Origin of the sequence: Peribacillus simplex, from assembly GCF_030123325.1 — a bacterium.
Lineage (GTDB): Bacteria > Bacillota > Bacilli > Bacillales > DSM-1321 > Peribacillus > Peribacillus simplex_D.
The window spans coordinates 2,054,101-2,068,529 of sequence record NZ_CP126106.1; the positions used below are offsets into that span (position 1 = coordinate 2,054,101).

Genomic DNA, 14,429 nt, shown 5'->3' on the forward strand with positions numbered 1-14,429 from the left:
CTTTAAGTGAGGGAGTACAATAATGAGTACACTGAATGTTGAGTTTACCGATATCGCCATTATTGGTATGGCATCTAGATTTCCTGGTGCAAAGACGCCGTGTGAATTTTGGGATAACCTTATTGCAGAGAAGGAATCAGGATATACATTTAATGAAAATGAATTGGAAAAATCAGGGGTGAAAAAAGATTCATACAATAAAAATGAATATGTGAAAAGGGGAGTAGTATTAGAAGACATTGAATATTTTGATGCGGACTTTTTTGAATTCACACCTAATGATGCTAAATTAACAGATCCACAGCAAAGAATATTTTTAGAATGTGCATGGGAAGCATTAGAAGTATCTGGGTATCCTTCTAATGCCAACCCGAGAAATATTGGTGTATATGGTAGTATGAGCCCAAGTACTTACTTGCTCCGTAATATATGTCAAAGTAAGGAATATGGAAAGGATATTTTAAGTTATCCAGTAATGCTTGGAAATGATAAAGATTTTCTGAGTACCCGAGTATCTTATAAATTGAATTTAACTGGACCAAGTCTTTCTATTCAAACAGCATGTTCTTCATCTTTAGTAGCAGTACATGTTGCTTGTCAAAGTTTAATTAATGGAGAATGTGAAATAGCATTAGCTGGTGGAGTAAGCATAACAGTTCCACAGCAAACGGGATATTTGTATAAAGAAGGTGGAACATTATCCAAAGATGGTTATTGTAGATCATTTGATGATGAGGCTACTGGAACAGTGAAAGGAAATGGATGTGGTATCATCCTATTAAAACCACTTGAAAAAGCTTTGGAAGACCGAGATACAATACATGCTGTTATCAAAAGTACAGCCATTAATAATGATGGAAGATTAAAGATAGGATTCACAGCTCCAAGTCCAACAGGTCAAGCTAATGCAATCCATGAAGCAATTGAAATGGCTGGTATTACACCAGAAGATATTGAATATATTGAAACACATGGCACTGGAACTTCTTTAGGTGATCCAATTGAAATCAAAGCATTAAGTGACGCATTTTCTACTACAAAAAAACAATTTTGTGCAATTGGTTCAGTAAAGCCTAATATTGGTCATTTGGATGCTGCTGCTGGAATAGCTAATGTGATTAAAGCAACTATGGTTCTAAAGGAAAATACAATTCCTAAAAGTATTCATTATAAAACTCCTAATAAGAAAATTGATTTTCAAAATAGTCCATTTTACGTTAACGAATCGTTACAAAGGAGAAACAAAGAAAATCCTTTAGTCTATGCAGGGGTCAGTTCTTTGGGAATGGGAGGAACCAATGCTCATGCGATATTACAGAAGGCACCGGAAAGGATTCCAGAAACTCAAGTAGGGCCACATATCCTCATTTTGTCGGCTAAAACTGAAAATAAATTAGAACAAATGATTGATCAATTGCAACAACATATTAAAACACATCCCGATCAAACTTTATCAGATATTGCTTATACTCTAGCAGTAGGACGTAAAGTGTTTGATGCTAGGACATACATGGTTTGTCACGATAAAGAGGAGTTACTGGATGAATGTAAAAGTAACCAAAGCGAACAAACGAACCAAGTTTCAGAAACTAATTTAAAACCTTATACATTTTCCATTTCGGCAACAGCTAATCGAAAATACTATGTTCAATTATATAATGAATTAAACGCCTATCGTTTAAAAGTGGATGACTTAATTCAACAGATTGAAACAAAGTCAAATATAAGTTCATTGAAAAAAAATCTATTAGAATCGGATCATGAGGATTTTCGTTGTTCAAGTGAAGATATTCTTCTTCAATTTGTTTGTCTACATTCAATTACAAAATTACTGCTTGATTTAGGAATTCATCCTACAAAAATCAACTGTTCTGATCAGATTTCAGATTTTGTCGCAGCGTCTATTGTAGGAATTTGGAGCACAGATAAAGTAATCGATAGTTTACTAAATAAATTGTATGGCTTAGCTAATAGACAACAAGTAATTTCAACATCTAAGGGAATTAAAGTGATTTCTTCTAGTGGCAGAGATATTCAAGCTGTTATTTCTAATCCGGATAGCCATTGGATCGAAAGATGTTCCGTTTCAGATCCTAAGGGATTTACTGAACATCTCTTTAAAAAAGAAGTAACCATGTTTTCAATACCAATTATGAATCCTGAAAGCTCTCCTGCATTTGCCTTTTTAGATCTAATGGGAAAAATGTGGATTTTAGGCACCGAAATTGATTGGTCATTATTGTATGATAATCAGGCAGTAGGGCGCATACCTTTACCGACTTATCCATTTGATAAAAAGAAGTTTTGGATTGATATTGATTCCAATTTTGAAAAAGAAACGAAGACAAATAATATTAATATAGGGTCAGAACAAAACGATTCACTAGAAAAACAAATCACATATATATGGGAAAAAAGTTTAGATATTGAAGGTATTCTTCCAGATGATGACTTTTTCCTAAACCTTGATGGAGACTCCCTTACAGCAATTGACATTATAGCGGATATAAAGAGTAAATTAAATATAAATGTATCGATGGAAGAGTTTATGACCCATTCGACTTTAAAAAGTTTAATCACTCATCTACAAACTCTACATCAGAGCCAAAATCTCTTCAAGCTGAACTCGGAACAAATTGTATTGAAAATCAAAGATGGAACGCAGCCAAGAAATCTATTTTTCATTCACCCTTCAGGTGGAACTGTAATGATTTACAATCAGCTTGCTAAATACTTAAATGAACACCCTACGCTATATGGAATTCAGTTTCCTGTTGAGTTGTTGAATTCATCAAATTTAAGTATGGAGCAACTTGCAGAGCGTTATATATCTGAGATTCGAAAAGTTCAGCCTAAAGGTCCGTATCTTATTGGGGGTTATTCTTTTGGAGGGAACCTTGCCTTAGAAATGGCCTTGCAATTGCAACAACAAGGGGAACAAGTATCTGATCTAATTATGATCGATAGTTTTGTACCTTCAACTTATAATAGTCAGAACATAGACAATGAAAAGTTTGTAAAATCTTTCCCGATTTTAGTAAATACATTATTTAGATCTAAGAAAAGTTTGGGGAATAAGATGATAGAACAGCTTCAAGAACAAACACTAGATGAAATGATAGAGTCTTTATGTAAATTAAATGTTATTCCAAAAGAATTTCCAGTAAGTGATTTGAAGCAATTTTTTGAAATATGGTGTATGAATATTCAAATACTTCAAAAATATAAACCTCAAAGCAAATTTATGGGAAGTATATTGATCTTTGATGCAATAGAACGAGGTTCGGATCTTAATGATCTTACGAAATATTTGGGTGAATTAGACATTAGTAAAGAAGAATGGAAAAATTACATTGATGGTAACCTAAATGTTATTTCTCTTTCAGGTGACCATTATTCAATTTTTAACATACCCAATAATTTGCAAATTATATGTGACGAAATCGAAAAGAACCTTTCTTTAGTATTTGTATAAAGGTTAAAAAAGGAAGTGTAAACTTTACCTTTATAGGTTCTCCAGTTAGTGAGTTTTCTTTACAGAGAGATAAATGTTTATTGGAGGAAAAAATTGGGTATGGAGATTCAATCAATACAGTTAGAATCAGTTTTAACAAAAAAGGAAGTTATTCCTGGTTTAGATGTGTGGTTTGGTAGTTTAATTCAACCTAATTGGATTAAGAGGAGATTAAAAGAATATCTTTTAAATGAAGAGAAAGAGCGTGCAAAACAATTCATTGACCAGAAGTCTCGATCTCGTTATATCATAAGCCGCGGTTTATTAAGATGGATTATAGGAAAATATATTAATGATTGTCCTGAAAATATTATGTTTAAATATAACCCATATGGTAAACCATATCTTGATGAAATCCATCGAACTGGGATATCTTTTAACTTGTCTCACTCTCACGATTATCTTTGTATAGCAATAGGGAGTGGGAAAGATATCGGGATTGATGTTGAATTTGTAAGGCAATTATTTAATTTTATTTCAGTTATTGATTATATCTTTACAGAAAGAGAAAAGCAGACCTTTTTAACTCTTGAACACTCAAAACAATGTGAGTTTTTTTATGAAGTATGGGTTCGAAAAGAAGCCTTTGTAAAGGCCATTGGCAAAGGTTTATCCTATTCATTAACATCATTCGATGTATTAGATCTAAATATCGAGATAAAGGCTAAAAATGGTCACTTAACAGCATGGGAAATAAAAGAGTTAAATCTCGATACTAATTACAAAGCAGCTGTGTGTTACAGAAATATATAGCAAAAAAATATTATTTTCTAAATTAATATGAGCAGTTTAATTAAAAATGATTTCTTTATTAGAAGAAATTAAAAATTAATGACTATCATTATTGCAAATAAATACTCCTTTAAATGGACTTTTATGTCTTAACGGTATTTAGATTTATGTCTTTAGTCAAACAAGTGGGGAAGTCATCCCCGCTTTTTATTTGGATTCTTAATCATTACGTTAAATGTTAATTAACAAAACTAAATCGTTATTTGTAAAAACGCGTTGAACCCTAATTAGGGGGGGGAGTTAGGGATAAAGATGTGCAAAAAGCATTAGAGATTTCCCCTAATTTACAACATAAAAAGATAAAGAATGCAGGTCATACTTTGCATTTAGAAAATAAAGAAGAAGTATTAGCCGTAATTGAACCTTTTATAAAAGCTTTCATTCAAGTAAAACAAAATAAAAGGTAATCTGACTAAATAATAATGGAGAAATGAGAATGAAAACTGCAGAAAACATATACCAATTTGAAAATTTATATAATTTCCGTGACATTGGAGGCTTTAAAACCAAAGATGGTTGCCACGTGAAGACCGGTATCCTATTCCGTTCAGATGAACTGTCTCGATTGTCTCAAAAAGATGTAGAAAGTTTTCATCAAATAAATATAAAGTCAATTTGTGATTTAAGGACGCTTCAGGAACAACAATCAAAAGTCAGCCGTATCCAGACTGGAAAGGAAATTCAACTACTAAACGTATCAATTCATGATAAGAGCAGAGAGTTTACACATCTTGAATTCTTTAAGTTTCTAGTTAGTAAATCCAATACCATTGATTTTGAAAAAATAATGAAAGAAATGTATGACCATATGGCATTTGGTTGTTATAAGGAAATCAATGAAGTTATCACGTTTCTTTCAAATCAAAAAAGTTTACCTGCTCTCATTCACTGTACCGGAGGGAAGGATCGTACTGGGTTTATATCAGCCCTTATCCAATTACTTGTGGGGGTGCCATATGAAACGGTGATAAATGAATACCTTTTATCTAATCAATTAATTGCGAAACGTATGAAAAAGATAGAAACGTTTATTCAATGGATGAGTTTGTTCCAAATGTCTTCAGAGCGTATAAAACCAATCTTAGAAGTTAGACGTGATTACTTAGAAGAAGTGTATAACAAGATTATAGGGCAATACGGTGACATTGAAAATTACCTTCGTCTGGCTTGTAAGGTTCCCCAAAGCAATTTAGAGAACCTTAAGCAATTATTGATTGAATAATGGAATCAACTATATCTTATGAATATAGAACGTACGGAGGCGTTATGATGGATATGAGTAATTACCGGATTAGTGAAGAAGAAATAAAGAAAATATTAAATGAATATTTTGAGGGGGGACGCCTAAAACAGATACCAAAAAAAGAATGAATACCTTAGTATATATATATCTGAAAATTTTCAAAAGGGTAAATATTATACTGAAAAGGAAGTAAATGAGGTATTAAAAGATATATTTGATGACTTTGTAATGATAAGAAGATACTTAATAGATTACAAACTGTTGAATAGAAATAAAGAAGGCACAAGATATTGGGTAGTAGACCCCTAAATAAAAAATATAGCTATATAAAGGTAAGTATGGATACGTAACAAGTAACCCCAAATCACTATGCTAAAACCTGTTTAACCTGAAATAAAGTAAGATAGCATGTTAATCAACGGTCCTCATGTTCCTTTTAAATCAATGAGAAAATCCTTTATTGAGGAGCTTTCTAGATAAAATAATTATTTAATAATTAGTAACATGTCAACTAATTATATAGATGAAATACTATTAAAAAACTTAAAAATGGGGTGAAACGTTTGGTTCTTAAGAAAAATGCAACGTCCACATTATGTCTTTTCGGATTGCTTTTTGTGTTAAGTTCAAATTACTTGTTATATCATTCCTTTTTTCAAATCAATTCATCATCTCCTAATTTAAATGGAATGGTAGTAGGTTCTATTTTAAATTTAAGTCTCGTTGTTCCTTTATTATTTTTAGGCTGGCAACGTAAGTTCAGCTTGAAGTATTTTATTATGTTAATGCCAGCAGGTCTCATTCTCGCACGTTTTATCATCCCAATAGAATATTTGTCCTCTTTTGGGGCAATTATATATGGTTGGGTGTTAAAGTAGAGGACATATTATTTGTACTTAAAATTTTATTTGATTGACAATATGTTAATTAGGATTGTATGAAGTATACACCTTTAGAAAAAGAAAAATAATGAAATTCCCATATATAAGTTGTTTTTATTAATGTGAACAGAGGAGGGGATTTAGTATGAAGAGTCAAAAATATATTGATTTGAGTCATACCATTCAAGATGGCATTATAACTTATAAAGGGCTTCCTGCCCCAATCATTTGTGATTATTTAAGTCGGGAAGAATCTCGAAAACATTACGAAGAAGGTACAGAATTTCAAATTGGAAAAATAGAAATGGTGTCTAATACAGGAACTTATATTGATGTCCCTTTTCATAGGTATGTTAATGGAAAAGATCTATCGGAAACATCAATTGATAAGATGGCTGGTCTAGAAGGAATCATTGTTCATATTGATGAAAACAAAAAAGAGATTGATGAGGATGTGTTTTATGACCTTGCTATGGAAGGAAAAGCTGTTCTTATTCACACAGGTTGGGACCAATATTGGAATACGGATCAATACTTTGAAAATCATCCGTATTTAACTGAGAAAGCAGCACAATATTTAGTGGATAAAAGAGCTTCTTTAGTTGGGATTGATTCTGTAAATATAGATGATACGTCAGGTAAAGATCGTCCTGTACATACAACTTTATTAGGGCGAGAAATTCTAATCGTTGAACATTTATGCAACTTAAAAGAAATTTCAACTGAAAACTTTTTATTTTATGCTGTTGCTCCAAAAATCAAAGACTTTGGAACTTTTCCAGTTAGAGCCTTTGTAGAAGTTTCAAACTAACTATAGTTATTTGACATAGTGGCATTTATATTATTGTTATATTCACAGGGAAGATCAATGATATCCTTAATCCGTGAATTTTGTTTTTGCTTTTAATAATTCCTGTTAATGAAATTAAAATATTTAAACAAGATTACTAAACGGGGACGAAAGAAATTGAGGGCTCTCTTATTCCGGGCAGCCATGATACTGGTGGCAAAGAACAAGGCTTTTAAAGCTCTTCATATATATTACACAACACGTTCTCACAATCCCTTAAAGAAAATGCAATCTCTGATAGCCTTGTGTAACAAGCTTATTCGAATTCTGTTTTCAATAGGTAAAAAACAATTTAGGTTTCAAGAAGACAAGATGTTAAAGGATATCCCTCATATGGCAGCATTTGTAGTTCATCAAACAGTCGCATAACTCATCGGAATTTAAGGTTACACGGTCATTTAATTAACTCTCATTTGAAAGTGAAGCACGGATTAGTCGGCAAAGCAACTAACGTGAGGGCTTAGCTCCTGTGAGGCAGCATGACCGACATCCACCTCATGGAAAGGTTGAACGAAGGAATGATAGGGCAATTGACCCGTTGAGACATGGGAGGGAAAGCCTCCAGGGGCGGCGTGGAGAATGTGCATTATATGGATATGGAGTGTTGTACAACTCCTTTATTTCACTATGCCTTCACGAAATCTTCATGTCCTGAAATCACTCCATTTAACCGTGAACTTAAATTCAATGGTGATGAAATTCTGCGAATAAGCGAGTATTTGTGAGAAAATCGTATTAAACTGAGGGAGTTGAAGAGTGCTATTTGATTTTTATTCAACAATTGGGCCATTTAATGGAATAAGGTTATTGAACGGGTAGATTTTAAAAAAGTATTATTAAATACTTCACAAAACATAAAGGTAAATTGTGGTAATATGGATAAAAATACTTAGAAGTCCAAGGAGAGTGTTATTAGTTGCTTGATTATGAGCGTTCTTTGTCGTTAGATTTCGAGGAATCTTCGTATATTGAAAAGGATGGTTATCAGTGATACTGTCCTTATGGACATCCAAACCACATGCTCTTTCAATGATTACATCCATTGAAATCTTCCTTTCTAGGCTTGGAAATTGGAGGCTGGTGCAACAATCAGAATTAGGATTAATCTACCATAGGTGCTTCCCGTAAGGGAGCGACAGTTTGTGGTGCACCGTGGTCGTTGGAGTCAGACTAACGGATGGGCTCTAAGGCACCATAGTTCATCGACCTTCCTCTCCCAGCCTTAGAATCATCATGGACGCACTCAATACATTTTCATTCTTTGTGGTGAATCGCCGATTTTTGCGATTCATGGATGGCTAACGGGTGCGTTCGTATTATAAGGTTAGCCAGTTTTTACTGGTTGACCTTTTTTAAATAGAATCTATTATATCAGTAGCCAGGGTAGGACGTACGGGTGCGTGGGACTTGATCCCGTGAACTAAACTGTCCGGCCCCCTACTTGTAGAAACATGTTTGAGGCTGGTTGGGACGTAGATCTCGTATAACAAGCGAAGCTATGACACTGCATGGAGGACTAGGGGTACTGGTTAGTAAGTAGAGGAGGAAAAAACAATGAATCCAGTTGTTGGTCTGGATGTGGCAAAAGGAGAGAGCCAAGTACAGGCATTTTTAGACCAATCTAAACCGTATGGGAAGAGCTTTTCAATGAAGCATACCAAGGAGGAATTGGATCAATTTTTAGACTTTCTAAAAGAAGTTGAAGAGGTGGCAGGGCAGATGCCTATGGTCATTTTAGAATCTACAGGGCATTACCATTCTCCCGTTATTCAATACTTGGAGGAACAAGGGATTCTATATATCTTACTAAATCCGATTATTTCTTATCAGGCAAAGAAGTCCAGTTTACGGAAGGTAAAAACAGACGCTATCGATGCGTACCAGTTGTGTGTGCTGTATTACAAGGAGGATTTTGAACCTCATAAAATTAGAGGAATTCAGCTTTTAGACCTTCGTAATTTGTCCAGACAACAGGAAATCGTAACGAATATGTATGTGGAGGCTAAACTTCAGTTTCACACCATTTTAGATCAAGTGTTTCCTGAATACCGGAAGGTTTTTGGGGATCTATATTCGAAGGTTTCTTTATTGATGTTAAAGGAATATCCTACTTCAGAGGCGGTATTAACGGCCGGAGAAAGTAGACTAGCAGAGAGTGTAATAGAGTTCTGTCCTAGCAGATCGGGTGAATGGGCGTGGGAAAAAGCAAAAAAAATAATGAATTCCGCATCTCGAAATCCATTTCAAAAAAACGTGTATGAAAGTCACGTAATCAATCTTCGTATGTATATTGAGTTGCTTTTTCATTACCAGGGACACCTTTCTGATTTGGAAGATCGTATAGTGGCCCTGGCAAATGAAATGGAAGAATATAAGATCATCCAATCGATTCCCGGTATCGGAGAAAAAATCGCAGCCACGATTATCTCAGAAATTGGTGAAATCGATCGGTTTAATCATCCGAAAAAACTGGTTGCCTTCGCTGGAGTGGATCCAAGTGTTCACTCATCGGGTAAGTTTACGGCAACCATTAATCGTATTACCAAAAGGGGTTCGAGCAGACTACGTCACTCTCTGTATCTTGCCGTACTATGCGGCATAAGAAGTTCAAGGAACAAAAAGCTTAAAGCCTTCTATGATAAGAAAAAATCAGAAGGAAAACCTGCCAAAGTGTCAATCGTTGCCTGTATAAATAAGTTACTTCATTGGATTTATGCTATATTAAGCAGAAAAGAAACGTTCCTAGATTTAGCCTAATTAACGGTTTTGTGAAACAGAGAAAAATCCTTCCAAAAGGGTTTTGGAGGGCTATTTGGCATGGCCAAAAATAGTATATCATAAGGGAAATGAAAATATTAGAGAAAGATATTGACATCCTATTAGCTGGTTTAGTTTATAAGGAACACAAAAATGATCAATCTTTTTTATAAAACAATAATCCAATTAAATAGTATAAGGGCATGTTTTGATTAATCTTTTTCAAAACATGCCCTTTCTATTTATTCATTTATCAAGGTTGTTTGTATTAATTTGATCAAACTTTGTGGTGATCCCATGATCCATTCTTTTTTTTATTTTTACTCTGTATAAATTAATCGCTCCCAAAGCTACAGATATTCCGGCCAAATATAGGGCTTGTTGATAACTGTTCAATAGATTAACGACTAAACCGAATAAAGAGGGTGCTATGACAATGAATAATTGATTTAATGTCAATGCTGAACTCACCGTTAACCCTATAAAACGTGAATCCGATTGCTCTGTGATACAAGCAATAAAAATGGAATACCAACCAATGGCTACAAAACCCAAAAGAAAACAAAATAATAGCATCAAGATTTCCATTTGAACAGTCATGATGAGTGGCAGCATCACTGTAAGAATTACGGTAACAGCCATCACAATAAGCAATAATCTTTCCCTTATACCTTCAAAGAATTGATCACTCGCCCATGCGATGACTACCCGTCCAACCATACCACCTATTAAAACGACGCTTAAATATTTTCCTGCCTCTGTTAATGAATAGCTCCCTTCGTTATGCAAATAACTCATAAAATGCGCAATGATAATCATCTGTAATGACATCATCACAACACCCACTATATACATCGGATATAACTCCTTATTATTTTTGATGACATTCATTTTCTCCTTGAACCCGACCGAGGTTGATCTCGTTCCACTCGTTCTTTCTGGTTCGTTATATAATAATAAGAAGATCAGCCCTCCCATTATTGCTACGATCCCTTGTACTACATGTACTGATGACAAATTGAAATGATAATATGTATAGGGTAAAACTGCAGAGGCTAGAGATCCTCCAATCGGTATTCCCGTCTGTCTTATCCCTAGAGCCAGACCTCTATGTTCGTTTGGAAACCATTTTACGATGGCCGTGCTTCCACCGGTTTGAGCACTTCCGTACCATATACCGACCAACAATAATAAAAGCAGCAATACCATATAATCATAAACAAAAACTAGCGTTAAAGCTGAGAGGCCCAATAAAATGTTCCCCCACCCGATAATGTGTTTTTCCCCTTTTTTATCCATCAAGTAACCGAACGCCAGCATTGAAAACATCGGACCAATATTGACCGCTGAAACAATGAAGCCTGTTTGAAGTGGTGTTAAATTCCATTCAATTTGATAAAATGCAGCGATGGGTCCCATGCCATATGTCACAAAGGTTGCTGCAGTTTGTGATAACGTGGCCACCAATACGATTAACCATTTATAATATGTATGCATTAAGAAATTCTCCCCCTATGCTTGATGTATCGTTCAATAATAATTAGGTGGGATAAATTCTTATTTTTAGCTTCTAGCATTATCTAGTCTCCCTTACTTATTAAGCTAACTAGAGTTTACTCTGACTGCCCAGAAGCGTAAAATGGAGGAAAATGATAGGGTTCATAATTTTTTTTTATAGGGTGTGCAAACTATATGAACATCAAAGAAATAGCATTGAAAATTGAAATATTAAACCGTCAAAATTTAAGTAAGTCTGCAGAAATCACGAACTATACTCAATCCGCCCTTACGGCTAAAGTGAAAAAAATTGAGTCGGAAATTGGAAAACTTGTTTTTAAACGCACGCCCCAAGGATTGAAAATCACTAGCGTAGGAATACAGTATAAAAACTATCTTCAACTTATTTCACAAGAGTACGAAGAATTTTTAGAAAACATTGGTGCCTTTCAAACTAACTCTAAAGTGGATTTTGGCACATCACATACAACCTTGAAAATCTATGGTGCCCATATCGCGAATACTTTGAATATGAACGACATTCAAATGGATGTGGATTTCGCCGTAGATTCCAGTAATGCCATAAACCAAAAAGTGCACAATTCCGAATTAGATTGTGCACTCATTAGTGAACCTATTAAGAAATATCCCGACTTAACTTATGACATCGTTGCAACTGAAACATTCGAGGTCATTTCAAGTAAGGACCATATCATCAATTTTGATTGGGAAACACCTATTACATTGCTCGTATTGAGTATAGGTTGTATGTATACAAGAGCTGTGACCGAATGGCTTATGAATAATCAAATACCATATAAATTAAAGGAAATAAAATCAATCAGCAGTATCCAAGATTTTTTGCAAATCAGGAATACCATTGCAGTATTGAATACTAAGCTTATAGATTTATATAACTATACAAACATTCACTATTACAAATTAAGCTTTAACAATGTCATTAATACCGTTTTCGTTTATAAGATGAACGACGGCGAACAGAACCATATCTTACAATTTAAAAATGTTCTAAAGACGATTGGTTAATTAAAAAGGGGTTTTATCTTTAGAGTTGCTTTGGCAGCTCTTTTCTTATGGAACTATCGGGGCAGGTTAGCATTCCTGTAGATTGTTAAATATCAGGTTTGAAAAAAATAGAGCCCCTCAGTAAGATACGAGTATAGAGTCCAATCTAACTCAGAGTCTTAAGGAGGAAGCCCTACTATGAATTTTAAAATGCAAGACAAACAAAATCAACTAATAGAAAGAATTTCCGATACACACCTTATTGTTGGTGTGGATATCGCTCAACAACTACACGTTGCAAGAGCAGTTAACTTCCGTGGAATTGTAGTTGGAGACCCTCTTACATTTGAAAATAATGAAGAAGGGTTCCTTAAACTATTAAAATGGATTCATGATTTAAAAAGATTAAAAAACTTAGATGCAGCAATAGTAGGTATGGAGCCTACAGGCCATTACTGGATTAACCTTTCAAAATGGTTATATAACCAAAACATTGAGGTTGTAACAGTCAATCCCCACTTAGTAAAAAGGAATAAAGAGAATCGTGATAATACCCAATCTAAGAGTGATAAAAAAGATGCGCTCGTTATCGCGGATATGGTCAAAAACGGCTACTATTCCTTTATTCACCCATCATCAGAATCCTTTGAGAAGCTTAGAGTTCTAATGTCTAATCGTGATGTGATTGTTAAACGTCTCGTGATGTCTATTAATCAAGTAAATCGATGGGTGGATGTGGTCTTTCCTGAACTCAGACAAGTGTTTAAAGATGTAACGTGCAAAGGGGCGATCGCAACCCTTCGTTTATTTCCTACACCGGATGAAATATCTTCACTAGAAACACTAGATGTCATGAGGGGTTGGAAGTCTTTAATGAAATGACAACCAGGACCCAAGAAGGCTCAATTACTAATCAATCTAGCAAAATCCTCTATTGGGACCGGACAAGCTCTTGATGCTTATAAATTCCATTTAGAACAATTATTAGAGGAATATGACCTCGCTGTCAAACAACTCGAAAGAGTTGAACAACAAGTTAAAGAAGTTCTCTACAAAATCCCATTTTCAAAAAAACTACTTATGATTAAAGGAATAAGTGAAGTTTCATTAGCTGGGATACTGGGTGAATCAGGAGATCTAAGTGGTTTCTCTCACGGAAACTCTCTATTACGGCATGCGGGATTACATCTAGCTGAAGCAAGTTCAGGCAAATGGAAAGGTCAGATTGTCATTTCAAAGCGTGGAAGGTCAAGACTACGACGATTCCTCTACTTAGCAACTATGAGCCTTGTGATGAATAACCCTGAGTTTAAAGCCGTCCATTCCCATAATGTGAAGGTAAAGAAGATAAAGAAAATGAAATCAATCATGAAACTGATAGGTAAACTAGCAAGGATTTTTGTAGGAATAGCACGACGAAACGAGTCTTATTGTCCAAATAAAGTCCAAGTATTAGTCCCTTTAGCAGCATAGAAATAAAACATTAGTTATATAGAATGTATCATTAAAAATAGTTAACTTTAATTTTGAATGTTGTCTTATTCGTAGGATTTCAAATATGTACGAGTACCAGGTTTCTTGAACAAAAGGGCACTGTGACCCATCAGGTTAGCATAACTGGCCTCCACCCCTTGGATAGGCATGACGAAGGAATGAGAGGGCAATTGACCCGTTGAGACATGGGAGGGAAAGCCTCCAGGGGCGGCGTGGAGATGTGCATTATATGGTAAAATATGGAGTTATAGCCTGACTCCTTTATTTAACTATGCCTTCACGAATCCTAACTGACCTGAACTCATTTCATTTACCCGTAAGTCTAATTACAAGGGTTATGAAATCCTGCGAATAAGTGAGCATTCGAGAGATATT

General features: G+C 34.7%; 9 protein-coding genes and 2 pseudogenes. 10 read left to right on the forward strand and 1 reads right to left on the reverse strand.

Annotated features, from left to right (window positions below; genetic code table 11):
• The first annotated feature begins 22 nt into the window (after window positions 1–22).
• From QNH43_RS09825 to QNH43_RS09855, 8 genes and pseudogenes are all read left to right on the forward strand, one after another.
• Complete coding sequence (locus QNH43_RS09825) at window positions 23–3,475, forward strand: type I polyketide synthase (protein WP_283917673.1); 3,453 nt, start codon at window positions 23–25, stop codon at window positions 3,473–3,475.
• A 99-nt stretch (window positions 3,476–3,574) separates the two neighbouring features.
• Window positions 3,575–4,267 (forward strand): 4'-phosphopantetheinyl transferase family protein, encoded by a 693-nt coding sequence (locus QNH43_RS09830; protein ID WP_283918329.1) that lies wholly within the window; start codon window positions 3,575–3,577, stop codon window positions 4,265–4,267.
• Between the two features lie 293 nt (window positions 4,268–4,560).
• The gene (locus QNH43_RS09835; RefSeq protein WP_283917674.1) at window positions 4,561–4,713 is read left to right on the forward strand and encodes a hypothetical protein; all 153 of its coding nucleotides are present in this window, start codon (window positions 4,561–4,563) and stop codon (window positions 4,711–4,713) included.
• A 29-nt stretch (window positions 4,714–4,742) separates the two neighbouring features.
• A complete protein-coding gene (locus QNH43_RS09840) occupies window positions 4,743–5,528 on the forward strand; it encodes a tyrosine-protein phosphatase (protein WP_283917675.1) in 786 nt (261 codons plus the stop codon).
• A 165-nt stretch (window positions 5,529–5,693) separates the two neighbouring features.
• Entirely contained in the window at window positions 5,694–5,858 is a 165-nt protein-coding gene (locus QNH43_RS27770) for a DUF2087 domain-containing protein (protein ID WP_434060193.1), read from the forward strand.
• 717 nt (window positions 5,859–6,575) lie between these two features.
• Window positions 6,576–7,241, forward strand: coding sequence for a cyclase family protein (locus tag QNH43_RS09845; RefSeq protein ID WP_283917676.1), 666 nt, complete (start codon window positions 6,576–6,578; stop codon window positions 7,239–7,241).
• 126 nt (window positions 7,242–7,367) lie between these two features.
• Window positions 7,368–7,649, forward strand: a pseudogene (locus QNH43_RS09850) (transposase); the annotation flags it as partial.
• Between the two features lie 1,185 nt (window positions 7,650–8,834).
• The gene (locus tag QNH43_RS09855) at window positions 8,835–10,037 is read left to right on the forward strand and encodes an IS110 family RNA-guided transposase (RefSeq protein ID WP_283914941.1); all 1,203 of its coding nucleotides are present in this window, start codon (window positions 8,835–8,837) and stop codon (window positions 10,035–10,037) included.
• Window positions 10,038–10,283: 246 nt separating this feature from the next.
• On the opposite strand, the gene QNH43_RS09860 is transcribed toward QNH43_RS09855, so the two are convergent.
• Window positions 10,284–11,534, reverse strand: a complete 1,251-nt coding sequence (locus QNH43_RS09860; RefSeq protein WP_283917677.1) for an MFS transporter — start codon at window positions 11,532–11,534, stop codon at window positions 10,284–10,286.
• Between the two features lie 195 nt (window positions 11,535–11,729).
• On the opposite strand from QNH43_RS09860, the gene QNH43_RS09865 reads away from it, so the two are divergent.
• The gene (locus tag QNH43_RS09865) at window positions 11,730–12,581 is read left to right on the forward strand and encodes a LysR family transcriptional regulator (RefSeq protein ID WP_283917678.1); all 852 of its coding nucleotides are present in this window, start codon (window positions 11,730–11,732) and stop codon (window positions 12,579–12,581) included.
• 177 nt (window positions 12,582–12,758) lie between these two features.
• A pseudogene (locus QNH43_RS09870) lies at window positions 12,759–14,033 on the forward strand (IS110 family transposase).
• Window positions 14,034–14,429 lie beyond the last annotated feature (396 nt).